Raw genomic sequence first — 24,987 nt, 5'->3', positions numbered from 1 at the left:
ACAAATTTACAAAATCATCTATTGATTCACTTTTGTAAATGCTAAGTTTTGACAGCAAAAACCATCGGCAACGCTTAAAAGATTAGGACTCAATTAACACAAGTTTACGAACTTGAGAATTGTTTCCCTGAGAGCGGCGTGATGAGGCAGCAGTTAGCAAAAACTTCCAAGACTGAGGAGAAATTATAGATGCATCTATCATTGAAAGAAAACTCTTGATATTTTTTTGCTTCAGTGCTACTAAAATCCAATGGAGTTTCAAGTAATTTTTTATATCCTGAAAATGAGGAATTTTTGAGCGATGTTGCTCATCCACCAAGGCGTAAATTTTTTCCTTCATCAAAATATTTGTAGCTAACCGTCGAGGCAAAGAAAACTTTTGATTATACGCACCTGGCCAAACAGTGCGGTAAGCAAGACACTGATTAAGGAAAATAGCATCGCCAAACTGGGCAATCCGAATCCAGGAATCGATATCATCACAATTAGCATCGAGTGTGGAGTCCCAACCACCAGTTTGCAAAAAAGCATCACGTCGGCAAGCTACTTGTACAGGTGTGCCAAAAGGTACAAGCTCTAAGAGCATACCGTAGTGAATATCGGCTTGTGGGATATAAAAAGCTAAACCAGGGCCTACTTGTGGGGTGCGACTGAGTTCAACTTGATTACCATCCACCTGAGCCGCCACACAAGAGCAGATTACAGCATCGGGACGAAGTGCGATCGCCTTAGCCATCTCTTCTATGCAATTAGCTGCTAAATAGTCATCATCATCTAAAAACTTAATCCAGTCGCCGCTAGCTTTGGCAACTCCAGCATTTACCGTTGCTGCATGGCCCTGGTTCACTTCGTTACGATGGTAAACAACCTTGTCCCCTAAACTTTTAATATAGGTTTGGGTATCGTCAGAAGAACAGTCATCGGCAACAACCACCTCACACTCGATTGTTTGGTTACGAGCCGATTCAATTGCTCTTTGTAGCAAATTTAAGCGATTATAGGTACTGATGACGACGCTAAATTTCATAAATTTCACCCCTGTGTTACGGCATTCTGCAATATAGCTTTGAACTTTAGGCTGTTGTATCAGTAAAATTATCAATCCTAATAAGTAGACTGAAATAGGATTATCGATTTATCATTGATGATCGTGAGATTTTTTTAAGCAGACACCAAAGACTATGAACGCTCAAGAGATTATCCGCTCCATTGAAGCGGAACAGATAAAATCGAATCTGCCCGACATTTATGTGGGCGACACCGTAAAAGTAGGAGTGAAAATCAAGGAAGGCGAAAAGTACCGTGTACAACCCTACGAGGGAGTAGTGATTGCCAAGCGCAACGGTGGCATCAACGAAACCATTACAGTCCGTAAGGTTTTTCAAGGTGTGGGCGTTGAGCGGGTGTTTCTGTTGCATTCTCCCCGGATTGACAGCATCAAAGTATTACGTCGTGGTAAGGTACGCCGTGCTAAACTGTATTATCTCCGCGATCGCGTAGGTAAGGCAACCCGGATCAAGCAACGGTTTGACCGCCCTTTGTGATTCGTCCTTCAATAGTATGAGAGAAATCTTAAGCGGCATCTGCCGCTAACTTGTCTTCTCGACGAAATTAAGGTATGATGAATGTCGCGTGTTGCGTTAAACTGAAACTTAGTTCAGCGCAATAACTGAATCAAAAACAGCTTGTGCGCTCTTAGTTCAGTTGGTAGAACGCAGGTCTCCAAAACCTGATGTCGGGGGTTCAAGTCCTCCAGGGCGCGCTCAAGAGCAAAAAACAAAGCCCGAAATAATTACGCAACTGCTATATTGGCAGTTAGCGATAATAATTTCGGGTAAACTTATTGTATTTGTAGTTGTTTTGCTTTCAGTAAGTAAAATAGAGTCGAAACTGCAAACCCGGATGACCAAAATTGAATGACAAACGGGAGAATTAAGGGTCGTGGCCAAAAAAAGTGAAGCAGAATTGCCAGAAACCACAAATGGGTTTAGCTTTAACAACTTCATACAGGGAACCAAAGAAGAACTTGAAAAAGTAGTTTGGCCCAGTCGGAAACAGATAGTGAGCGAATCCGCCGCTGTGTTGTTAATGGTTGCACTCTCCGCATCTTTGATATACTTGGTCGATGGATTGTTTCGTTGGGCAGCACAACAGGTGTTCTGATGACTTTTGCAACAGATGAACCTCGCAACTCCACGTTCCAGTCGGAGGAAACAGGAGAAACAGCAGAAGCAGCGTCAAAAGAAGCACGCTGGTATGCAGTGCAAGTAGCCTCAGGCTGTGAAAAGCGTGTAAAGACTAACTTAGAGCAACGCATTCAAACTTTTGATGTAGCCGACAAAATTGTTCAGGTAGAAATTCCGCAAACGCCGGCGGTGAAAATCCGCAAAGATGGCAGTCGCCAGCATACAGAAGAAAAAGTTTTCCCTGGCTATGTGCTGGTGCGGATGATGATGGATGATGATACCTGGCAGGTGGTACGAAACACCTCTCATGTAATTAACTTTGTCGGTGCAGAACAAAAACGTGGTAGCAGTAAGGGTCGCGGTCATGTGAACCCAATACCACTAAGTTCTTCAGAAGTCGAACGTATATTCAAACAAACCAGCGAACAAGAGCCGGTTCTCAAAATTGACATGGCTACTGGTGATAAGATAATGGTGCTTTCTGGCCCATTTAAAGATTTTGAAGGCGAGGTAATTGAAGTTTCTCCAGAACGGAGTAAACTTAAAGCCTTGCTCTCAATTTTCGGGAGGGATACACCAGTAGAATTGGAATTTAATCAGGTAGAGAAACAGAGTTAAATACAAATGGCGAAGAAAGTAGTGGCGGTCATTAAACTGGCCCTGAATGCTGGAAAAGCCAACCCAGCACCGCCAGTAGGGCCCGCCTTGGGTCAACATGGCGTTAACATCATGATGTTCTGCAAAGAGTACAACGCCAAAACAGCAGACCAAGCTGGAATGGTGATACCTGTAGAAATCTCGGTTTTTGAAGACCGGAGTTTTACATTTGTCCTCAAAACGCCACCAGCATCAGTGCTAATTCGGAAGGCGGCGAAAGTTGAAAAAGGCTCTAATGAACCTAACAAAAAGAAGGTTGGGTCAATTAGCAAAGCCCAATTGCAAGAAATAGCCCAAACGAAACTCCCCGATCTTAATGCCAACGACATAGACGCGGCAATGAAGATTGTAGCAGGAACGGCTAAAAATATGGGTGTAACAATCACGGATTAGTCATTGGTAAATGACAAAGGACAAATAACAAATTATCGGGGGAGAGGCGAGGCTTCGGAATTACCCCAGGAGAACAAAATGCCAAAAATATCGCGTCGTTTGCAAGGACTGCAAGCAAAAGTAGAAGATAAGGACTATCAGCCTTTAGAGGCTTTAGCCCTTCTCAAAGATACAGCAACAGCTAAATTTACCGAAGCTGCGGAAGCGCATATCCGGTTGGGAATTGACCCTAAGTATACAGACCAACAGTTGCGGACAACGGTAGCACTGCCCAAAGGTACAGGACAAATCGTCCGGGTGGCGGTGATAGCCAGAGGCGAAAAGGTCAACGAAGCAAGCAACGCTGGTGCTGATATAGTCGGTTCAGAAGAACTGATTGACGAAATCCAGAAAGGTAGAATGGATTTTGACAAGCTGATTGCCACACCCGATGTGATGCCACAAGTGGCAAAGCTGGGTAAATTGCTTGGGCCGCGTGGTTTGATGCCATCACCCAAAGGTGGAACCGTAACATTTGATTTAGGAAGTGCGATCGCAGAATTCAAAGCTGGTAAATTAGAATTCCGAGCTGATCGAACTGGCATTGTCCATGTTATGTTTGGTAAGACAACATTCTCGCCTGAAGATTTGTTAGTCAACCTGAAGGCATTACAAGAGACGATTGACCGTAACCGTCCTTCAGGGGCTAAAGGTCGTTATTGGCGCACATTTTATGTGTCAGCCACAATGGGGCCATCAATTAAAATTGATGTCACCGCCCTACGAGATTTAAAACTGAGCGAAGCTGGTTAATTTTTAGTCATTAGTCCTTAGTTATTAGTCATTTGTAAAGGCAAATGACAAAGAACCAAGGACTAATGACAAATGACAAAGTTAAATAGGCAAAGCCGGAGACAGCAGGTGCTAATAGCTTAAATATCCTGCCGAGGTTAAAACTCTAATAGTCAGAATTACCACCCTTAAAGGTGTGATAACTATGGCGTCAAGAGTCTTAATACTCGACCCCGGCTAGATTAGCTGGGGTTTGTTGTTTGGGTTCAGGTTTAGAAGAAACGTACAAATAGGGCACTTCCCCGATTATTTTAAGGAGGTGAGATTGGAATGGGTAGAACACTAGAAAATAAAAAAGAGATAGTAGCTGACCTCAAAGAAACTTTGAGTCAGTCAACTCTGGCACTGGTAATTGACTATCAGGGGCTAACAGTTTCTGAAATCACAGACTTACGGCGGCGGCTGCGTCCTAGTGGCACTGTTTGTAAGGTAACGAAGAACACTCTAATGGGCATTGCTATTAAAGATGATGAAAAATGGCAGCCTTTATCGGAATTGCTCAATGGTTCTTCCGCCTTTTTGCTGGTAAAAGAAGATTTTTCATCGGCAATTAAGGCATACCAAGAATTCCAAAAAGTCAGTAAGAAGACAGAACTTCGTGGTGGTGTACTGGAAGGTCGCCTACTCAAAGAACCTGATGTCAAGGTATTAGGAGACTTGCCATCTAAGGAACAACTCATCGCCCAAATTGCTAGGGCTATCAACGCCTTGGCTACCAAGATTGCTGTGGGTATCAACGAAGTTCCTGGTTCACTGGCTCGTGCTTTGCAGGCTGTGGCCGACCAAGAGCAAAGTGGTGGTAGCACTGAAACTGCTGCTGTCCAAGATAGCAGTGCCGAAACCGCTAGTGAAGTTGATAGCAGCACTGAAACTGCTGCTGAATAGACTTTGTGGTTCATCAGTCAAAAGTCAAAAGTCTATAGTTAAAGACCAATGACCCATGACAAATAAATAATCAAAATTACAGGAGTTATATCAATGTCTGCTGCAACCGATAATATTTTAGAACTACTGAAAACCCTTTCTTTGCTGGAAGCTTCTGAGTTAGTCAAGCAAATTGAAGAAGCTTTTGGCGTGAGTGCTGCTGCACCTGTTGGCGTAGCGTATGCAGGCCCTGGTGCTGCTGCTGCTCCGGCTGAGGAAGCTGTTGAGCAAACCGAGTTTGAAGTGATTCTCGAATCAGTACCAGCTGATAAGAAGATTGCCGTGCTGAAGATTGTCCGGGAATTGACCGGTTTGGGTCTGAAAGAAGCGAAAGACTTGGTAGAAGCTGCTCCCAAGGCTGTTAAAGAAGGTATTGCTAAGGATGCTGCTGAAGATGCTAAGAAGCGCATCGAAGAAGCTGGCGGTAAGGTGACTGTTAAGTAGTCACAATTTTATTACCAGTTGTTTTCATTAAGGAGCCTAAGTCAGGCTCCTTTTTTTTGGATTTTTCTTCAATGTCAACTGCATAGCATTCGGTCAATCCTCGCCAAAATCTTCGCACCTCTGCATCTATTATGGCGATCTTTAATTCCACTTACCTATTTCCTCGATCTGTATATGCGAATCCCTGTTTCAGTAATTTCAGCCTGGGGATAGAAACAAATTTGCATTGCTAAGTATAGCTTTGCGTAAAATCGTAGCGTTTTTAATGCAAGGGGACGCATTGGCATTGTTAGCTAATGCGTTGCAATTGTTAGTCGATGCGTTGCCATTCCAGGGTATTGCCAAATTTAATTCGCTACGAATAAATGAAATGCTGTACTAAGTCCATTTTATGCTTAGATACATCTGGGTCATTTTGATAAGCGATCGCCTTTTTCGCCAGCCTGCTTGGTTAATATTCTAAAAGCTTTTACTAATAAAGATTTCAAAACCAGAGGCTATCAGTTAATTGACATTGGCAAGTCGAGAAAATTATTAGAGTCATTATAGTACAAACATACTCAAGTTTGGCATCAGAGATTGTGACGAGTTACAAAGTCTTCTACACTGACTGCATAGGTTTTAACTCTCTCTGTTAGGCTCCTCATGACGGTTAACGATTCTGAATACATCAGGCAAACTGAAGCCACTCGTGTACGTGTACTAAGCGAAGCACTACCTTATATTCAACAATTCGCAGGTCGCACTGTTGTTGTCAAATATGGTGGTGCAGCGATGAAAGATAGCACACTCAAAGACAAAGTTATCCGCGACATTGTATTCTTGTCTTGCGTCGGCTTGCGTCCAATTGTAGTACACGGCGGTGGCCCAGAAATTAACAGTTGGTTAGATAAGCTAGGCATTGAACCACAATTTAAAAATGGTCTGCGAGTTACTGATGCTGCCACAATGGATGTGGTGGAAATGGTTTTAGTTGGTCGAGTGAACAAAGAAATTGTCGCGCTAATTAACCAAGCTGGTGGATTGGCTGTAGGACTTTGTGGTAAAGACGGTAATCTATTTACAGCCCGTCCCCAAGGTCAAGAAGACATCGGTTTTGTGGGAGAAGTCAGCAATGTAAATATCAAGATTTTAGAAACTCTCGCTAGCAATGGCTATATTCCGGTAGTGTCCAGCGTTGCCGCAGACGAGACAGGACAAGCTTATAATATTAACGCCGATACTGTAGCTGGAGAAATCGCTGCTGCACTAGGAGCAGAAAAGTTAATTTTACTGACCGACACCAGTGGAATTTTCAAAGATTACAAAGATCCATCTAGTTTGATTCCAAAAGTAGATATTCGTGAAGCCCGCGAACTGATTGCCAATGGTATAGTTAGCGGTGGGATGATTCCCAAAGTCAGTTGTTGTGTGCGATCGCTTGCTCAAGGAGTCCGTGCAGCACACATTATCGATGGTCGCATTCCCCACGCTCTGTTACTAGAAATCTTTACTGATGTTGGGATTGGGACGATGATTCTGGGTTCGCAGTTTACGTAGTAAGAGTTAGGAGTTAAGAGTATAGACGCGATTAATCGCGTCTGTACAGGAGTTAAGAGTGAGGAGTAAAAAGTTCTTCCTCATCTCTCTTTAGAGACTTGCAAATAAAAAAATACTTAACTACTTTTTGTGGGGTGGGCGATACGAGCGCCCAGTAACTAAAGGCGGGCTTTTTAGCCCACCTAACAAGATTGGGTAATTTATTTGTTGGAAGTCCCTTACCGGGGATAAACGAAAACACGCGATCGCTCACCGCTAAATGATCTACGATGCCATGAGTTATCTATAATCACTGGATTAACTATGGTTGAGTCTCGAATTGCCGGATTAATCAAAGTTGGATTAATCAGGATAGAATTTCTCACGTTCTGCCTGATCTGGGGATAGGAATAATTGTAGTAATGAGTGCGTTGTGGTATTAATCCTGTTGTTGGGTCTACAGGCATAGGTGTGGGAATCGGACTACCATAAATAAAAGAACCAACAGAAGGCGATGTCTGACGACAAGCTGCTTCGCATCTACGCCTCGCTCCATAACCACCATCAATTACGATTACACGCTGGGCGGAAGCTGGAGCAATGCTTACACCCATCACTCCTATAGTCATGCCTGCTAAGAGCCAATTTAGTTGCGAATGCTTGATTTTCAACATATTTTTGCTCACTTGCATTTGATACCAGAATTTTTAATCAGCAAATAATCATAGCTATTTAGTTAAAATTTTAGAAGTTTATTTACTTTCAGGTTGCCAGCTTTTGAAAAAATTCCAAAAAGATTGCTGGTATTGGCAAAATTAAAATAGTGGTGATTTTTGTATAAACCGTGAGTGTAGAAAGTTTAGAAATTGCTAAAACCCGCTACCAGGCTGGGAAAGTTGCCTTTGAAAATGGGCAATACCGCGAAGCCGTAGAAAATTTAGAAAAGGCCAGCGCCCTGTTAGCTCGTAATTCTCGCCTTGGGGGGGAAGTGGAAATCTATCTGGTGACAGCTTATGAAGCAGCTGGACGCACCGATGATGCGATCGCTCTTTGCGAAAGACTTAAACGCCATGCCCATTTTGAAATTGGCAAACAAGCGCGACGGATGCTTTACATCTTAAAAGCACCAAAGCTGAAAAGACCTAGCGAGTGGATGACCGAAATCCCAGACTTGGGCGCACTAGCCGATAATGAACTCAAAATTTCTATTGCTGCTAAGTCTACTAAATCTTCTGTGCAGCAGAAGCCTAAACCTACGGAGCCAGAATTCGTTGATCTCAGTCAGGTCAATACCAGAGATAATCGCTTTATTTGGGTGGCGCTAATTGCTATCGGTTTAACCATCTCGTACTTGGTTTGGTTGAGTGTTTCAGGAAACCCAAGCTGATAACAACTCACATTGGATTAGTTACCCCTCTTCTGTCACTCTCCGAAAACATTTGCCATTTCTGAATTCTAGAGCTTTTGTATAGCAAGCGATGGCTCCGGCCGCCGCAGGGATCGCGCGATTCTTTTCTAATAACAAATACAAGACTCATTTTTTCTAATAGTATAGCTTGTATTGATTGCCTCATAAGGTTTATAGCGATCGCCCTGCCGGGAAGTGACAGAAAAGGGTTACCTACTATGAGCAGTAATTTCAGATGAATATGGAATTATTCAAGCGAACGAAAATAACCATTTGGATAATACTTCTTTTTCCCTCTTTGAAACTATTGCTTGCGCGGCGTCTTCAGCAATTACTGCCTTTGACCGCTTTCAGAGCGGCACTAAGACATTAACTCTACTTTTCTCTTGCCTAATTGGAGGATAATTATATACCTAAATTATTTAATTTTTATCAGCAATGATAATATACATCTGCTGTCATTTCAGCAATGTTTTTCCAATTATATTCTTTAGCTAGCTGGAGGTTATGTTCTCCCATCATAAATAGCTCATCGTGCTTTTTTACAGCAGAATTCATAGCATTCATTAAGCCATTTTCATCATCTATCTGATATAAAAATGCGCCTGCTTCGTCAAGCACTTCTCCAATGCAACCTTTGCGTGGGGCTATACAGGCTCTACCAAAGGACATTGCTAAAAGTACTGCACCCGATGTCAAAATATCTCGGTATGGAAAGATAACTGCATCACAAGCATTCATGTAAAGTTGAACTTCATCATTTGGAACGAAGCCTGGAAAAAACTTGATTCTTTGATCATTAGCAATCTTCTGCTTAAGCATATCTGTTATTTCTTGACTATCGTTGTGAACTCTGCCAGCAATGACTAGTTGGATTTTCTCACTATGTATTTGATTGAACGTATCTATAAGTTCAAATACTCCTTTATAGGGACGAATCGAACCAAGGAAGAGAAAAACAAGATTAGAATCTTTTAAACCTAATTTTTCTCTGGTTGTTACTTTTTCAATCTTATTCTCGTAAAAGTCTATGTAATTACCATGTGGAACAACAAATACTTTATCTTTATTCCTAATATAAAACTCCTGTATAACCTCTTCTTTTGCCACTTGGCAATGAGTAATGATAGCGTTAGATAATTCAGCTACGATAATGCTATAAATCCGATCGAAAGTTAAGTTTATGTTTTCATGATTTTTAAGATTATGTACCGTCCAAATAATTTTTATTCCAAACAACTTTAGTAAAATTAGTTGAAATACAACTATTAATAATTTGAGTATATTATTAAATTGATTTGGGTATGCGAAGAATGTATCTAACCAATGGAAATGTACGAAATCTGCCTTTTCCTGTAAAATTACTAAGGGTAAAAAGAAGGTTGTTGAAGATGAAAGGCTTGGGAATGCTAATTTAATACCTACTTTTTCTAAATTCTCACTTAGCTGTGTTATGTAAGGATTACCCTCAACAAATGCTTTAGGTAGAAAAATCGATTTTATCTTTTCCATTTTTGATTTTTCATTTTATAAGTCGTTTAAAGTTTACATAAATAATTTGTCAATCTTGTGTCAAGAGGATGTAAACTTTGCGACTGGTTATAAATCAAAAAACGGAAGCTCTAGCTCCTAGATTTAACGGGAGGTAGAGCCTTGTTGATCGCATTCTTAGCTCTCCTTGGGGATGAGGCAGGGCAAGACTTTTAGCTTAATAAGCTACTATTCACATGATGGTCAATTTGTAAAGTGAGTAAGTCCTGTGTCTAGCCCTTTCAAGGTGCTGAAATTTAGACCGATAATTGGTTATTTCAACCTTCAAAAAGCCGAAAATCTGAGCGGATGATTCAAGATGGTAGCACTGAAACAACGTATCTTCGTTGGCCACCTTGAAAGGGCTAGTCCTGTGTCTAATAAAATTTCGGCGGCAGTTTTGGGTTCACTGTTAGCTTATTTGGAGTTTATAAATCCTATATTTGCTGCCTTAACGGGCAATATTTACTACTTGCCAAAATAATTTTGGCGCAATCACGAAAATTGACAAGACGTATACTATGATACCTACAAATATACAAAGAACTAGTAACGCAAAAGAACTGATTAATGTACTCAAAAAATATTTAACAATAAAAATAGCAATCAGCATAATTATTGTTCCTGCTAAAGGGATCAAACCTTGGCGCAGATAAGTTCCTACATCAATGCGAATCAACTTCCAAACTACCCAAATATCAAGGGGTGCCATCAAATAACTTCTGAGAACGTAAGCTGCTGCAACAGCAACAATTCCCCATTTAACTGATATAGCGAAGACAATAACATTACAGACGGCTTGTACAAAATCTAAAGCCAATTTCCAAAAAGGTTTTCCTACAGCCATTATCACAGGGGCATTGAAATAAAAATAAGCATAAATAATACCCATAAGATTCAAAACTTGCATTACTGGAATACTTGGTGACCATTTTTCTCCAAATATAACCAATACTATTTCAGGTGCTAATATTACCGTGGCCATAAACCCCGGAAAAGTAATTAAACTTGTAAGTTGAATTCCTTGATAAAGTGCATTGCGTAATCTTTCAGGTTCTTCTTGTAATCTGGAAAAGGTAGAAAGAGAAACTTTTGAAATAATGACAGTTAGTAATTGCGTTAAATTTAGCAGCAAACGATAGGCAACACTGTAATACCCTAATGCAGTAGAACCCAGGAAATAGCCAATTAAAAAATCGTCAGAACGGCGGTTTAAAAAGTTAAATAAATTCATCCCCATTATATTCACTCCAAAGGCAAATAGTTCTTTGAAGTGTTTTGGCGAAAATCTGAATCCTGGACGCCAGTCACTTACCCACCAAAGTACTAAAACTTGTGCAAAGCTATTGGTTAATTGCTGACCGACAAGGCTCCAGACTCCAAATCCCATAAACGCCATAGTTAAACCGACTATTCCGCCAAGAATTACTGCTACTAATGAGCGTATAGCAAGGGATTTGAAAGCCATTTTTCGTTGAAATACTGCTTCTTGAACAGTACTAAAACCACTGATTATAAAGCCTAGAGATAAATAGCGGATTATTGGCGTAATCTGTGGCTCTTTGAATAAATCACCAATCAATCCAGCACAAGCAATACTTAATATTGCTACCAGTCCACTGACTCCTAAATTAGTCCAAAAGGCAGTATCTAAATGTTCTTTTTCTATATCTTGACGTTGCACAATTGCTTGTGAAAAACCTTGGTCAAGAAAAATCTGCAAAAAATTCAAAAATATGGTGGATAAAGCAACTAGACCAAAAGTTTCTGGCCCTAGCAAGCGTGCCAGGATGAAGAAAACACCAAGTGCAATAACTTGACGTCCCCAATTGTCTAGAGCAGACCACAACACTCCTTTAACAGCTTTTTGTCGTAAATTTGATGAATCTTTACGTGATTGCATTATAGAGTCTACCCCTGAAATAACCTATAATGAACGTACATTTATTGTGTCTGTAATCGTTTGTTTGGTTTGCAACCATTACAGTTCGATGCTCTTGCGGTAGAACTAAATTTTTGCACATAGCGTTAGTTCTTATCCAAATTTTTTAATCTAAAAACAACAAAGTAAAATATTATTAGTTAAGTGATTGATGTAATGTTATGAAAAATAGTTTTTCACGTTTAATGAATTATTCCTTAAAGATTATACTACCTTTTGCAAATTTGTAGTAATTGGATAAACTTTACCAGTCTGTTGCGAACTTTCCCAAAATTATAGAAACTAGGGTGGAAACCTTTAACACTAGATTGCCTTGTGTTGAGGTAAAAGTCAAGATTGGTTAAAAAGTTTGACTTTTGGAGAGACTTATAGTTATGAATTCTTCCATTTTCAGACAGATTTTCTTGTGGTTAATCAGACCATTTAGTTTTTTATTGACACTCAATGGTCGAAATCGAATGAACCGCCTCTTTCCCATGCGAAATCCTATTCTCTGGCTAGTGCTGTTAACATCTTTGCTACTGACTGGCTGTGTTAAGTACGATGTAGGGCTTAATTTTGACAACTCAAATAGTGGGGAACTAGTACAGCATATTAAGTTGGGAGAGCGACTAACTAGTTTTAGTGGCGATTCTGTGTACGAATGGTTAAACAGCATAGAGCGCCGCGCCCGTCAACTAGACGGGAAAACACAGCGAGTTTCCCAAGAAGAAATCATTGTCACCATTCCTTTTAGTAGTGGTAGGGAATTACAAGAGAAGTTTAACGAATTTTTTAACTCCCGTGCAAATCAACCCTCTGACTCAGTGGGAAGCCAATCTGACTCAGAACTGCCGAAAATTGAATCAAATGTCCTCTTGGAGCAGAACAATTTTTTACTTTTAGTCCGAAATCGATTAATTTATGATTTGGATTTGCGATCGCTATCCTTAATTGCCAGCAAAGGTAACGTCTTGGCTAATGCTGGTTCAATTCTCGACTTGGAATTTAGCTTGAAGACTCCTTGGGGAGCCAAAAATATTCAACTAACTGAAACTGCGATAGAGCCAGAAAAAAATGGCAATCGATTAGTGTGGAAACTCCAGCCTGGTGAGTTAAACCACATAGAGGCTGTTTTCTGGCTTCCCAGTCCCCTTGGTATTGGCGGGTTGTTAATTATCCTGTTTGTCTGGGGAGGATTGTACTTGAGATACAATTTCATGCCAGATCCCAGAATTCAGTTTTCTCCCAAAGCAGCAGCGATCCAGGAACAGTAGACTATAGCGATCGCGGATTTTGTATGCAATACACTCTGACTTAACACTCTTGAAACCATTGCTCTATAAGGGTCACAAGGATTTAATTTTCTTCTTGGCTTGACAAATTAGCTCTTAGTGTTCTCGATAAAAACTCAACTTTATTGAGGATAGATAACGTAGCTTTCAGGCTTCGGGATTTGGTGAGTGTAGACGCAAACGGTGAGGGGGTCGCAGTCTTGGCGGTTCCCGTCGATTGCGACCCCCCGAACCGGAAGGGCTTGTCGTCAGACATCGCTCTCGCAAATGTTAAGAAAGATCCGGGTAATGCATAGCCTACAAGGGAAGGGGTTGGGGGTTAAGTCTCTATCGGACTCAATCCGGAAGCGCTAATTCATCTGTTTAATATTGTCATTGTTGAAGAAGAATTCAGAAGTCAGAATTCAGGAGCAAAGCTTGGGATTGCTCCGCCGAGGCGTCAGAATCAAGACGCTCGTAGAGTTGCTTGCCGCCGGCGCTATCCGCTTTTCCGGTCAGAATACAAGACAAGAAGGGTATTCTGACTCCTAACTCCTAAATTCTGTTCGATAACGATACCGCCACATCACAAAACCGGTGATAAATAGAATGAGCGGTGCAAGTCCGACAAACACATAGAGAATACGTGTTGGTAATCCGCCAAAAGTGCCATAATGCAGTGCTCCAAAGGAATCCCAAATTTTCTCACCTAGAGGTGCTTTTAACCCATTCTTCAGTCGCAAAATCTCACCTGTATACTGATCTAGATAAATCTGGCTGTAGCCGAACTTCCAGCTTTCCTGGGGTAGTTTTTTGCCCACTGCGATCGCATCTTCTGGTTTTGTTGGTAGCAAAACGTAAGTTGTAACTTCATCTGGTAATGCCGCATCTGCTTTTTGCAACAGTTGTGTTACATTAAGCGGCGATTTGCCAGTAATGTTTTGCGAAACAAGGTTAGATGGATTGGGAGTAGAGGTAAGTGCATAAATTATAGATTGTGTGAAATCATAAAAATTCCAACAGAAGCCGGTGAAGCTAATTAATCCCAAAAAAACAGCTAATATAATCCCTGAGACTTTATGGATGTCAAAGTTGACTCGTCGTGGATGTGCATTCCATTTAATTTTGAAGCCAGAAATCAGCCTTTTCCATCCAGGCCAGAGAATAATTCCTGTAATGCAAAGGATGAATAGTAACAGCGCCACTACCCCCATTATTTGAATTCCAACATCGCCCGCGAAGAGTTCATAGTGTAATTTCAGTGTGAGTGACTTCAGGGTATTCTCCAACACACGGCTACCCATGATTGCACCTGTGTAGGGATTAACGTTGATTTCTGTTCGTTCACCTTCAGAAGAAAGGAGCCAGATTCGGTAAGGAACATCTGGTTCTGGTAGTGTATAGATCCGCTCAACTTTGAGTTCTGGGTGGTTGCTGTAAGCTGTCTTAACGGTATTCAGCACTGACTCAATGGAAACTTGTTGTCCTTGAGGGATGACATGTCCGATTTGGCGAGCCAATAAGAAGTGGTCGATCTCATCCGCAAATACCAACAGGCTACCTGTTAAGCCAGCTATAACTAATAGCAGGCCTATAGCTAAACCAATATAGCGGTGTAAGCTAAATACTATTGGGCGTAATTTAAATTGCTTGATCGTAAACATGACGTAAATGCCCCGAAATTGCGATCACAACTCCCACGAAATCGTGCCCTGCACCGTGAACGGCTCGCCAGGATAAACACGCAAAATGTTACGAGCAGACTCAAAATAATCTACATCAAACAAATTTCTGAAATTGACCTGTGCGCGGAGCTGTCCTTGTTTATAAAAAATGGCAGCATCAGTACGGAAATAGCTTGGCAGTTCAAAGGAATTCTCTAAATCTGCTTGGCGATCGCCCACATAGAATAATCCCAAACCAAAGCCGAGTCCTTTGAGACTACCAGATTGAATTTCATACTTAGTCCACAAATTGAAACTATTTTTTGGGACATTGTTGAGGAGATTACCTGGTGTGTAAGTATTGTCTTTGGTGATTGTGGCATCCGTGTAAGCATAACCTGCAATCACATTCAAACCGGGTAAGATTTCACCCCCAATGTTGAATTCGATACCACGGCTGCGCTGCTCACCTGTTTGAATCGAAAAATCTGGATTATTTGGGTCTTCAGTCAAGACATTGGAGCGAGTCAGATTATAGAAATTCTACCAATGTCTTCATGAACATAATTGTCATTCCTGTCAGGTCCACTAATGTTCAGATTGCGTGGTATTTTCCCATTTGGGTTCGGTAGTACAGTGCCGACGGCTGGTAGCCACAATCGATTGGTGTCTGCACTTATATACTCTCCTTCCAGAGTTAACTTTGTTCGCTCACCAATTGCAAAACTAAAAACTGGGGCAATGAGTAGATTTTTATCATGAGCAAAATCGATAAAACTGCCTGCATCTTTATAGGACACATTCAGTCGATACAGCCCTGTTTTGTCATCATTTAAAGGCCCAGATAGATCCACAGCGCCCCGATAATAGCTGTAACTTCCAACCGTTGCTTCAACCGCATAGTAAGGAGTGGCGAGGGGTTGCTTGGTAATCAAGTTGACTGTGCCACCAGGACTACCATTACCAAACAGAGCTGAAGCCGGGCCCTTGAGGACTTCCACTCGCTCTATATTGGAGAGTTCCAGTGAGCGTCCACCCACAGGATCTGCCAGACCATTTCTGAGTATAGTCCCACTCTCAAAGCCCCGAATGGTAAATGAACTTGCTTCGCTATTGCCAGGTGTTCCAAGTGTTGTAATCACACCGGGAACATTTCTTAAAGCATCGTTCAAGCGGGTAACTTGTTGGTCGCGGAGTACCTGTTGCGGTACAACTTGAATTGATTGCGGGATGTCGCGCAAGGGTGTATCAGTTTTGGTCGCAGTTGAAGCATCTGGTACACTGTATCCATCTTGTTCTCCTGTCACCACCAGTTCAATTGGCTCATCACTAGAAGCCGGTGGTTGCTGTGGCTGAGTTTGGTTTGTTGGCTGCTCTACTTGAGGTGTTGGTTGTGTTTGGGATAGCTTCTGTGCAGTAGATGCAGCAGTTGTCAACCCGAAAATCAAACCTTCATCACTGTCAAATAACTCCACTGTTGGTGAGCTTGCCTCACCGATCGCTGTTACTCGGATGGTGTTAGCATCAAAATTGGTTACTGTTATTTCAGTAATTCCCGCAAGTGGTTTTTCAGAACGGAATGTAAACCCATCACCATTGGGTAAACGCAGCTGGGCATTAGGAATATCAGCGATAAAACTATTACCAGCACTGCGATTCGTAATTTGTAATTGTTCCCCTTTTGTGGTTTGTAGAATCACCTCCACACCTTTGGCGGTGGGATTTGCCTTCACTGCCGTCACTTGCACAACTCCTGATGCAGGAGTTGACGATTGAGAAAATAACTTATTAATATTAGTGGCTGGAAGTTTAACTTCGCTCAGTTGAGGAATTTTTGTAATTGCTGGTGTCTCATTCTGTTTCACTTCTGCCTGTACAGATTGCGCCATCAACAATGGCAGAAAACTCATCACCAACCCCAGCCAAATATTAGACGACAACCCTTGAATCCTCACAATAATTCCCCATACTCCACTAACTAAAACCCTCTTTATTGAGAAGATTTCTGAATAAATTCAAAATTGAGATTAGAGGAATTTGATGAGTCGCGTCTACCCCAATACAGAACTAATCATCGCCAAACAGACTTTTCTCCCAACCGACACTGACTGGGAGAGATACCAAACTTACGTTTAAAAGCAACACTAAAGTGGGTGGGATTGGAGTAACCAGTCATAATTGCTACTTCTAGCACTGAACGATTTCCTTCTCTGAGCCAGCGTTTTGCTTGCTCCATGCGTTTGTCTGTCAAGTAGCCAAATACGGTGTTATCAAAGAGTTGCTGAAAACCACGTTGAAGGGTGCGATCGCTTACTCCCACCTGTTGTGCTAATTCTAATAATGTTGGTGGATTTTCTAGACGGGAGAGTAAAATTTCTCTTGCTTGATATATCCGCTCCACAGTTCCGGCTCTAAATCGCGGTTGTAGTTGTGGTCTACCTTGGTCAGCTAAGAAGGGGGCAAGTTGCAATGCCATTAACTCTAGCACCTTCGCCTGTAAATACAAACGCTTCGTCATCCCGTGGAAGGGACAGTTGACTATTTGCTGTGTCACTCTCTGTATTGCTGTTGTAGTTTTTGGGTAGAGCAATGTCTGCGATTCGTTACCCTTTGCCAAAAAATGTAGTTGCGGTGGAATTTCTCCGTCCCCTGTAGGAAAAAAGGTTGCCAACAACTCAGGAGGCATACTGAAGCCAATACCCACATGCGCTTGAGAATTCAAATAAGTCATATTTCGTTGAATGCCGCCACCGGAAATGAGTGTGTATCCTTCTCCTAATTGCCCTCCAAATTCATCTATAATTTTTCCTGAAAGACGAACAGCAAATTGCAAAGGGTGAACGCATTCACAGCCTGGTTCCAGTATGTCATCGTAGTATTCGTAGTTACCAATCCCCAGCCACACTTGGGGATAGACTTCTATGCTTCGTGTATATCCTTTGCCCAGTTGCTTGGGTATTTGACAATAGGATTCAAATGGCTCTGACAAGTTTTGCTGGCTATTTTGTCTAGCTTCTGCCCAAAGCTCTCTTTCCTGTTCCGGCGTTAGGATAATTGTCATCGCTGGCGATTGGTAGATGCTGAGAAAGTAATGAAAAAAATTATCAATAAGCTTACCACAGTTTATTCGTAACTATTGTTTGTTTGGAAGACAAAAAAAAGAGTATATGGCAATCAACTAGTGTGGAAACTCCAGCCTGGTGAGCTAAACCACATAGAAGCTGTTTTCTGGCTTCCCAATCCCCTTGGTATTGGTGCGTTGTTGATTATCTTGTTTGTCTGGGGAGGATTGTACTTGAGATACAATTTCATGCCAGATCCCAGAATACAGTTCACTCCCAAAGCAGCAGCTATCCAGGAACAGAAGACTATTCATCTGTTCAATATAATATTGTCAGTTAAGCCGATGGAGAATGCATCGGCTTTTTTACACTTTCCCCAGCTTTTTGTAAAAATACGCCTTCTATGCAGGAACAACATATCAAGAAGATCAATGAGATTCTGCTTGGCTACTTCTGTGGTAGTACATTACTCGACATTAACCCGACCAAGGACAATATTCCTCTAGTTGCTGCCAACGTCCAAAAATCGACGCATTCTTTTTCGGAAGGTCAATTACTGTACATCTACAATGTTTTCTGGGGTATGAACAAAAAGGCTCTAGTTGTTGGTCGCTATCGTCGTAAGCATCGACTAATCCTTGGTGTCTGCCCGATTTCGTTAAATTTTGAATTTTGAATTAATTTCTCCCCTGCCTCCCTTCACGGTGACAACCGCTCAATTTTCCAAGTGTGATTATCTAAACGGCTATAGAGCAAGCGATCGTGCAGACGACTGGGGCGGCCTTGCCAAAACTCAATTTCTGTGGGGATCACTCGTAAGCCTCCCCAATGAGGCGGTCGGGGAATCTCCTCATTTTCATATTTGCTCTTAAACTCCTGCAAACGTCGCTCCAGGACTTCTCGGCTTTCTATCACCTCACTTTGATTAGATATCCACGCACCCAGACGACTGTTGGCAGGGCGACTATGAAAATACTGGTCAGACTCAGTTTCGGAAACTTTCTCCACATACCCCGAAATCCGCACTTGACGTTCCAGTTCTGCCCACCAGAACACTAAAGCTCCTTGAGGATTTTCTGCCAGTTCTTGTCCTTTATGACTGTTGTAGTTGGTAAAGAAGGCAAAGCCCCGTTCATCAAAATCCTTGAGTAACACCATTCTGGCTGAGGGTTTACCGTCTGGTGTCGCGGTAGCAATGGTCATGGCATTGGGTTCTGGGAGTTGCGCTACTAGTGCCTGATCGAACCATTTTTTAAATTGGATAAACGGATTGAGGTCAACTTCAAGTTCGCTCAAACCTTCCAAGGTGTAGTCTTTGCGAAGGTCAGCTACGGTTTTGTCCATTTTGATTTACTTCCTCGTTATCAGATACGCTTATACATATCTTTGTTAAAAATATCTATGATGATGATGATCAGCACCATCAAGAATTTTACAAATTCTCTTAAAGAATATCTAAAATAGGTTGCATAAAATGCACCGTTCGACCTCCCTTCGACGCCTGTTAATTTATGGTCTAAGCGGCCCGATTATCGCTCTCAATGTCTGGCTGCTGTCTGTGCTTTTTCGCTATTTTCAGCATCCCATTACTGTCTTGATCATTGCAGCGATTCTGGCTTTTCTACTAAATTACCCGGTTAAGTTCTTTGAACATGCCCGGATCACGCGCACTCAGGCGGTGATCATAGTTTTACTCGCAACATTAACTCTGTTGGTGATTTTGGGCGTAACTCTAGTGCCGTTGATCATTGACCAAACAATCCAACTGTTAAATAATATCCCTGATTGGTTAGGCGCCAGTCAAGAAAACTTAAAGCAGTTTGAGATGCTGGCGAAACAACGACGTTTGCCAATTGATTTGAGGGTTGTGAGCAGTCAAATCAATGCCAACATTCAGAATCTGGTACAACAACTAGCTTCTGGTGCAGTGGGATTTGCTGGAACACTGCTCTCAGGATTACTTGACGTAGTGTTAGTAATCGTGCTTGCATTTTATATGCTTTTATATGGCGATCGCGTCTGGTATGGTCTGGTCAATCTTTTGCCTTCTAATATTGCAGATCCTCTTACCACATCCTTGCGCCTAAATTTTCAGAACTTTTTCCTCAGCCAGTTATTGCTAGGACTGTTCATGGTGCTAACCCTGACGCCAATTTTCTTAGTGATGAAGCTGCCCTTTGCCCTGTTGTTTGCCATATTAATCGGAATCTCGGAACTCATTCCCTTTATCGGGGCATCTCTCGGCATTGGTCTAGTGACGATTTTAGTACTGCTGCAAAATTGGTGGTTGGCAGTTCAAGTTGCCATAGCCGCAATTCTCATGCAGCAGCTTAAAGATAACTTGTTAGCTCCCAGGTTACTCGGCAATTTTATTGGGCTGAATCCCATCTGGATTTTTGTAGCTATTTTAATGGGATTTGAGATTGCTGGCTTGTTGGGGACACTTGTTGCTGTTCCCATTGCTGGTACTATTAAAGGCACTTTCGATGCGATTAAGAGTGGTAAGCCAAGTAACTTTGTGTCAACAACTGTCACTATTCCTCATAACCCACCTCCTGATTAAGAGGGAGCAGGGAGCAGGGGGAAAATTCCTCTCCTCTGCACCCTTCCCCCTGCCCCTCTGCCTCTTCCCTATGCCCAAAGTTGCACAATCTGATCTCACAATTCACAATGGTGATTGATTACAAATTTCTGGGAATACTGCCAACAGACAATTCCTCTCATTAATTAACTTAGAACCCGTTAATGGAAGCTTCCGAGCTATTAGAAACAATCACACTCCTGATTTACCAAGCTGAACAGGGAGAAATTGACCCTTGGGATGTCCAAGTGATTGAGGTGATTGACCGTTACTTAGAACTGATGGCACCGGAGGCAATAGGAAGAGGTTATGAATCGGACTTGTCTCAATCTGGACAGGCATTTTTGTCAGCATCACTGCTGGTATTATTCAAAGCTAATACCTTGATGCAATTGTCAACAGTAGGAGATATTACGGATGGTGTAGTAGATGATTCCCTATTGGAAGATGAAGACGGGATATCACATCAGGGTCATCGTCTACCATTAGAACGGCAATTGCGTCGTCGTGCATCGGCAATGCCGCCACCAAAGCGCCGGGTGACTCTGCAAGAGTTAATTAAGCAATTGCAGATTATGGCGAACCAGCTAAAACTGGTAGAAAAAGTCAGCAAACCTATCCGTCCCAGACGGCTGCCTAGCGTCCAAAGTATGCGGGAGGCGCTGGAGTTAGCTCACCAGGAAAATCTGACGGAAGTAGCTAGGGAACTGGAGCAGGTGTTGAATGTGTGGGCAAGGGAGCTAAATTTAGAACAAAATTGGTTGAATCTAGAACAACTTGTAGAGTTGTGGACTCAGACAAAGCATCTCAACCAAAATGGGTCTGGACATGATTCTAAACATAGTAACCTAGTTAGCGTTTTCTGGGCGCTACTACTACTCTCGGCTCAATCGAAAGTAGAGCTATTTCAAGAGGAGTTCTACCATGAGATTAAAGTTCGGCTACTTATAGATTCAGCTAAGACTGGCAAACCTTTTGAGGAGTCGATGAACTAAGAAAACGATAAATAGCTTTACAGATAATTTACAGATTTTTGATTCAGTCCCAAAATCCGAGTAAATTGAAAAGATAAGCGATCGCTTGTCATCTAAGTATACCTATGGTTGTAATAACCACTAAATTCCTGTTATCCCTGTTTAAGGGATAGCTTAGAGCAGAAATAAAAACTGATGATTAAGTATCACTCGATGAAAGTAAACTGGCTTGTGGTTGAGGAATAAATTTTTATGAAAGCGATGATTCTCGCGGCTGGCAAGGGTACTCGCGTGCGTCCGATTACCTATACAATTCCTAAACCAATGATTCCCATCCTGCAAAAGCCAGTGATGGAGTTCTTGCTGGAACTGTTACGCCTACATGGATTTGACCAAATTATGGTCAATGTTAGTCATTTGGCAGAGGAAATAGAAAACTATTTTCGTGATGGTCAACGGTTTGGGGTGCAAATTGCCTATTCCTTTGAAGGAAAAATTGATGACAATGGGAAACTGGAAGGCGAAGCAATTGGTTCAGCTGGAGGGATGCGCCGCATCCAAGACTTCTCGCCCTTTTTTGATGATACCTTTGTAGTGTTGTGCGGTGATGCTTTAATTGATTTAGATTTAACTGCGGCGGTTAAATGGCATAGAGCTAAAGGCTCGATCGCTACTATTATTACGAAATCTGTCCCTAAAGAAGAAGTTTCTAGCTACGGTGTGGTGGTGACTGACGAAGAGGGGCGTGTTAAAGCTTTCCAAGAAAAACCTTCAACAGAAGAAGCCCTCAGCACCAACATCAACACAGGTATTTACATCTTTGAACCAGAGGTGTTTAACTATATCCCCTCTGGTGTCGAATATGATATTGGTGGCCAATTATTTCCCAAATTGGTAGAAATCGAAGCCCCCTTCTACGCCATCCCTATGGACTTTGAATGGGTAGATATTGGTAAAGTACCAGATTATTGGCGGGCGATTCGCGGTGTACTGCTAGGTGAAATCAAGAATGTGCAAATTCCTGGTCATGAAGTCGCTCCTGGCATCTACACTGGTTTAAATGTAGCCATAAATTGGGACAAAGTGGATATCACTGGCCCAGTTTACATTGGCGGGATGACGAGAATAGAAGACGGAGCTAAAATTGTCGGCCCAGCGATGATTGGCCCTAATTGTTGGATATGTAGTGGCGCAACAGTAGAAAACAGCGTGATTTTTGAATGGTCGCGCCTGGGACCAGGAATCCGTTTAGTCGATAAGCTGGTGTTTGGACGTTATTGTGTGGATAAAACTGGCGCTGCAATAGATGTTCAAGCAGCTGCTTTAGACTGGCTGATTACCGATGCCCGTCAGACTCCGCCATCACATACGCCTCTTGAGCTACAAGCGATAGAGGAATTGTTGGGGACAAACGCAAGTTAGGGAATGGAGCAGGGGGCGGGGGGCAGGGGGAATAACCAATCTCCAATTAATCCCCAATCCCCAATCCTAACTATTTAGATACGTATATCTTCTGAGACTCTGTTCGTAGGTTTGTAGCAGTCGCTGAGATTCTGCTAGAGTGATGCGCTTTTCTTCTAATGCTTTTTCGCAACGCTGGCGAATGTTTTCCACCATATCTTCGGAGTCATACTGGACATAGCTTACCACTTCGCTCATGGTGTCACCTTTGACAATGTGTTCAATCTGGTAGCCTTTGGGCGTCAATTGGATGTGAACGGCGTTAGTATCCCCAAATAAGTTGTGCAAATTGCCCATGATTTCCTGGTAAGCTCCATTCAAGAACATTCCCAAATAATATGGTTCTCCGGGCTTGTAGGTATGCAACTCTAAAACCGATTTGACATCGCGCAGGTCTATAAAGCGGTCGATTTTACCATCACTATCGCAGGTGAGGTCTGCCAAAATTCCCCGCCGTGTTGGTTCTTCATCCAGGCGGTGGATTGGCATGATTGGGAATAGTTGGTCGATCGCCCAGCAATCTGGTGCTGATTGAAACACTGACATATTAACGTAATAGATGGAAGCCATGATTTTCTCTAGGTCTTCCAGTTCATCGGGTACGTATTCTTGCTGTCTAGTGATATTAAGAATTTTCTGACAACAAGCCCAGTAGAGGCGTTCGGCTTTGGCTCGTTCTCTGAGGCGTAAAATTCCTAAGTTAAAGCGGCTGATGGCTTCTTCTTTGAATTGTGCAGCGTCGTGGTACAACTCTTGGTAATTCTCTTGGTTAATCGATTGGTAGCTTTCCCAAAGATAATTAATTATTGGGGATTCTCCCTCTTGTGGAGGTTCTGGTGAATCGAGAGGGACATCACTAGTACTGAGAACATCGAAAATCAGCACCGACTGATGGGATGCGATCGCTCGCCCACTTTCACTAATCAGTGTTGGTACGGCAATCTGCCGCTCTGCACAGGTATCTTTTAACTCTGCCACGATGTCGTTAGCATAGTTCTGCATGTTGTAATTTTTCGATGCATAGAAGTTGGTTTGGGAGCCATCGTAATCTACACCCAAGCCACCACCAACATCAAGGTATTTCATATCTGCCCCCAGCATCGACAATTCCACATAAATGCGGCTGGCTTCTTGGATGGCATCTTTAATCACATTAATGGCTGAGATTTGTGAGCCGATGTGGAAGTGCATCAACTGCAAAGAATCAAGCAGGTTAGCTTCGCGTAACTTGTCAACAGCCTCGATTACTTCAGGCATTGTCAAACCAAATTTAGCGCGATCGCCACTGGAGGCTCCCCAACGTCCCATGCCTTGGGTACTGAGTTTAGCACGAACACCTAATATCGGTTTAATACCTAACTGGCGATTGGCATCAATCACCAAATCAACCTCTTCAATCTGTTCTAAGACGATGATTGGTGTTTGCCCTAGTCTTTGGGCTAACATCGCCGTTTCGATATATTCTCGGTCTTTATAGCCGTTGCAAACTAACAATGCTCCTGGTGTATCCAAAACAGCCAGAGCAATCATTAATTCTGGCTTGGAACCGGCTTCTAAACCAAATTGATGAGGTTTGCCAAATTTTACTAAATCCTCAATCAAATGCCGTTCTTGATTGCATTTGACGGGAAACACGCCACGATAGACACCAGGATAATTATAGCGGGCGATCGCTTTAGCAAAACAAGCGTTTAACCGCTCAATCCGGTCTTCCAAAATATCGGAAAAGCGAATCAACATGGGAAGTCCCAAGTTGCGCTGCTTCATGGCGTTGACCAATTCAAACAAGTCAAGAGATCCCCCGCGATCGCCTTTAGGTGCGACGGTAACATGACCAGCAGCGCTAATGGAAAAATAAGGTTGTCCCCAACCTTCAATGCGGTATAAGGCTTCACTATCCTCAATTTTCCAGGAGCGAGGTAAATCTCCTGTGGTAGGACTAGGTGGTAACAGCTTTTTTTGCTTATGGTTTTTCACTTCTTTGTGTCCATTGGACGGTTGTTGTACCACCTCGTCAGATGTAGCAGTCGAATCAGCACCCATTTCTTCCTAACCTCTGTTTTTCGCCCACAATTTAACAATTTAACGCATTCATTTAGGAACGTATATGCACCCAAAGATAATTTCTGAGATAAACTCTGATTGGTCAAGAGTCATTG

22 protein-coding genes, 1 tRNA gene, 2 pseudogenes and 1 other annotated feature are annotated in these 24,987 nt (G+C 42.3%); of the genes and pseudogenes, 16 read left to right on the top strand and 9 right to left on the bottom strand.

Going from position 1 to position 24,987, the window contains the following annotated elements; all coding sequences use genetic code 11:
- Positions 1-82 precede the first annotated feature (82 nt).
- Positions 83-1,027, bottom strand: a complete 945-nt coding sequence (locus V7K25_RS24145; protein ID WP_335161294.1) for a glycosyltransferase family 2 protein — start codon at positions 1,025-1,027, stop codon at positions 83-85.
- Positions 1,028-1,181: 154 nt separating this feature from the next.
- Here V7K25_RS24145 and rplS point away from each other — a divergent pair, with 154 nt between their 5' ends.
- The 9 genes from rplS (at position 1,182) to argB (ending at position 6,974) form a co-directional block, all read left to right on the top strand.
- Complete coding sequence (rplS, locus tag V7K25_RS24140) at positions 1,182-1,544, top strand: 50S ribosomal protein L19 (RefSeq protein WP_094348921.1); 363 nt, start codon at positions 1,182-1,184, stop codon at positions 1,542-1,544.
- Positions 1,545-1,689: 145 nt separating this feature from the next.
- Positions 1,690-1,762 (top strand) — tRNA-Trp (locus V7K25_RS24135).
- A gap of 179 nt (positions 1,763-1,941) precedes the next feature.
- Positions 1,942-2,163: a preprotein translocase subunit SecE gene (gene secE / locus V7K25_RS24130; RefSeq protein ID WP_104904953.1), complete on the top strand. Its 222-nt coding sequence runs from the start codon at positions 1,942-1,944 to the stop codon at positions 2,161-2,163.
- Entirely contained in the window at positions 2,163-2,804 is a 642-nt protein-coding gene (nusG, locus tag V7K25_RS24125; RefSeq protein WP_322650322.1) for a transcription termination/antitermination protein NusG, read from the top strand. Before secE ends, nusG begins: the two co-directional genes overlap by 1 nt.
- A gap of 6 nt (positions 2,805-2,810) precedes the next feature.
- On the top strand, positions 2,811-3,236 hold the full coding sequence (gene rplK, locus V7K25_RS24120) for a 50S ribosomal protein L11 (protein ID WP_100898684.1): 426 nt from the start codon (positions 2,811-2,813) through the stop codon (positions 3,234-3,236).
- Between the two features lie 78 nt (positions 3,237-3,314).
- A complete protein-coding gene (rplA, locus tag V7K25_RS24115; protein ID WP_324985536.1) occupies positions 3,315-4,028 on the top strand; it encodes a 50S ribosomal protein L1 in 714 nt (237 codons plus the stop codon).
- Positions 4,029-4,105: 77 nt separating this feature from the next.
- Positions 4,106-4,274, top strand: a sequence feature (ribosomal protein L10 leader region).
- Between the two features lie 63 nt (positions 4,275-4,337).
- The gene (gene rplJ / locus V7K25_RS24110) at positions 4,338-4,952 is read left to right on the top strand and encodes a 50S ribosomal protein L10 (protein ID WP_335161288.1); all 615 of its coding nucleotides are present in this window, start codon (positions 4,338-4,340) and stop codon (positions 4,950-4,952) included.
- 93 nt (positions 4,953-5,045) lie between these two features.
- The gene (rplL, locus tag V7K25_RS24105) at positions 5,046-5,435 is read left to right on the top strand and encodes a 50S ribosomal protein L7/L12 (protein ID WP_335161286.1); all 390 of its coding nucleotides are present in this window, start codon (positions 5,046-5,048) and stop codon (positions 5,433-5,435) included.
- 645 nt (positions 5,436-6,080) lie between these two features.
- Positions 6,081-6,974: an acetylglutamate kinase gene (argB, locus tag V7K25_RS24100; RefSeq protein WP_335161284.1), complete on the top strand. Its 894-nt coding sequence runs from the start codon at positions 6,081-6,083 to the stop codon at positions 6,972-6,974.
- Positions 6,975-7,192: 218 nt separating this feature from the next.
- Here argB and V7K25_RS24095 read toward each other — a convergent pair whose 3' ends face one another.
- Complete coding sequence (locus V7K25_RS24095; protein ID WP_335161282.1) at positions 7,193-7,627, bottom strand: hypothetical protein; 435 nt, start codon at positions 7,625-7,627, stop codon at positions 7,193-7,195.
- Positions 7,628-7,797: 170 nt separating this feature from the next.
- Here V7K25_RS24095 and V7K25_RS24090 point away from each other — a divergent pair, with 170 nt between their 5' ends.
- On the top strand, positions 7,798-8,340 hold the full coding sequence (locus tag V7K25_RS24090; RefSeq protein WP_335161280.1) for a tetratricopeptide repeat protein: 543 nt from the start codon (positions 7,798-7,800) through the stop codon (positions 8,338-8,340).
- Between the two features lie 453 nt (positions 8,341-8,793).
- On the opposite strand, the gene V7K25_RS24085 is transcribed toward V7K25_RS24090, so the two are convergent.
- Positions 8,794-9,873, bottom strand: coding sequence for a glycosyltransferase family 4 protein (locus tag V7K25_RS24085; protein WP_335161278.1), 1,080 nt, complete (start codon positions 9,871-9,873; stop codon positions 8,794-8,796).
- A 469-nt stretch (positions 9,874-10,342) separates the two neighbouring features.
- A complete protein-coding gene (locus V7K25_RS24080; RefSeq protein ID WP_335161276.1) occupies positions 10,343-11,794 on the bottom strand; it encodes a lipopolysaccharide biosynthesis protein in 1,452 nt (483 codons plus the stop codon).
- Positions 11,795-12,207: 413 nt separating this feature from the next.
- Between V7K25_RS24080 and V7K25_RS24075 the strand changes: the two genes are divergently transcribed.
- Entirely contained in the window at positions 12,208-13,089 is an 882-nt protein-coding gene (locus V7K25_RS24075) for a DUF3153 domain-containing protein (RefSeq protein ID WP_335161274.1), read from the top strand.
- Between the two features lie 545 nt (positions 13,090-13,634).
- Here V7K25_RS24075 and V7K25_RS24070 read toward each other — a convergent pair.
- From V7K25_RS24070 to V7K25_RS24060, 3 genes and pseudogenes are all read right to left on the bottom strand, one after another.
- Positions 13,635-14,750 (bottom strand): PepSY-associated TM helix domain-containing protein, encoded by a 1,116-nt coding sequence (locus V7K25_RS24070; RefSeq protein ID WP_335161272.1) that lies wholly within the window; start codon positions 14,748-14,750, stop codon positions 13,635-13,637.
- Positions 14,751-14,855: 105 nt separating this feature from the next.
- Positions 14,856-16,639, bottom strand: a pseudogene (locus V7K25_RS24065) (TonB-dependent receptor domain-containing protein); the annotation flags it as partial.
- A gap of 182 nt (positions 16,640-16,821) precedes the next feature.
- Positions 16,822-17,811, bottom strand: a complete 990-nt coding sequence (locus tag V7K25_RS24060) for an AraC family transcriptional regulator (protein WP_335161270.1) — start codon at positions 17,809-17,811, stop codon at positions 16,822-16,824.
- A 108-nt stretch (positions 17,812-17,919) separates the two neighbouring features.
- Between V7K25_RS24060 and V7K25_RS24055 the strand changes: the two are divergent.
- A pseudogene (locus tag V7K25_RS24055) lies at positions 17,920-18,108 on the top strand (DUF3153 domain-containing protein); the annotation flags it as partial.
- A gap of 107 nt (positions 18,109-18,215) precedes the next feature.
- The gene (locus V7K25_RS24050) at positions 18,216-18,488 is read left to right on the top strand and encodes a hypothetical protein (RefSeq protein ID WP_335161621.1); all 273 of its coding nucleotides are present in this window, start codon (positions 18,216-18,218) and stop codon (positions 18,486-18,488) included.
- Between the two features lie 23 nt (positions 18,489-18,511).
- Here V7K25_RS24050 and pdxH read toward each other — a convergent pair whose 3' ends face one another.
- The gene (gene pdxH / locus V7K25_RS24045) at positions 18,512-19,156 is read right to left on the bottom strand and encodes a pyridoxamine 5'-phosphate oxidase (protein WP_335161268.1); all 645 of its coding nucleotides are present in this window, start codon (positions 19,154-19,156) and stop codon (positions 18,512-18,514) included.
- 130 nt (positions 19,157-19,286) lie between these two features.
- On the opposite strand from pdxH, the gene V7K25_RS24040 reads away from it, so the two are divergent.
- The 3 genes from V7K25_RS24040 (at position 19,287) to V7K25_RS24030 (ending at position 22,789) form a co-directional block, all read left to right on the top strand.
- A complete protein-coding gene (locus V7K25_RS24040) occupies positions 19,287-20,375 on the top strand; it encodes an AI-2E family transporter (protein ID WP_335161266.1) in 1,089 nt (362 codons plus the stop codon).
- A gap of 182 nt (positions 20,376-20,557) precedes the next feature.
- The gene (locus V7K25_RS24035) at positions 20,558-21,388 is read left to right on the top strand and encodes a ScpA family protein (RefSeq protein ID WP_335161264.1); all 831 of its coding nucleotides are present in this window, start codon (positions 20,558-20,560) and stop codon (positions 21,386-21,388) included.
- 231 nt (positions 21,389-21,619) lie between these two features.
- The gene (locus tag V7K25_RS24030) at positions 21,620-22,789 is read left to right on the top strand and encodes an NDP-sugar synthase (protein WP_335161262.1); all 1,170 of its coding nucleotides are present in this window, start codon (positions 21,620-21,622) and stop codon (positions 22,787-22,789) included.
- A gap of 66 nt (positions 22,790-22,855) precedes the next feature.
- On the opposite strand, the gene speA is transcribed toward V7K25_RS24030, so the two are convergent.
- Positions 22,856-24,871 (bottom strand): biosynthetic arginine decarboxylase, encoded by a 2,016-nt coding sequence (speA, locus tag V7K25_RS24025; RefSeq protein ID WP_335161260.1) that lies wholly within the window; start codon positions 24,869-24,871, stop codon positions 22,856-22,858.
- Between the last annotated feature and the right edge of the window lie 116 nt (positions 24,872-24,987).

It is taken from the genome of Nostoc sp. (genome assembly GCF_036919495.1).
GTDB lineage: Bacteria > Cyanobacteriota > Cyanobacteriia > Cyanobacteriales > Nostocaceae > Nostoc.
Note: the sequence above shows the minus strand (reverse complement) of the source record. Positions and strands in the feature narration are given on the sequence as shown.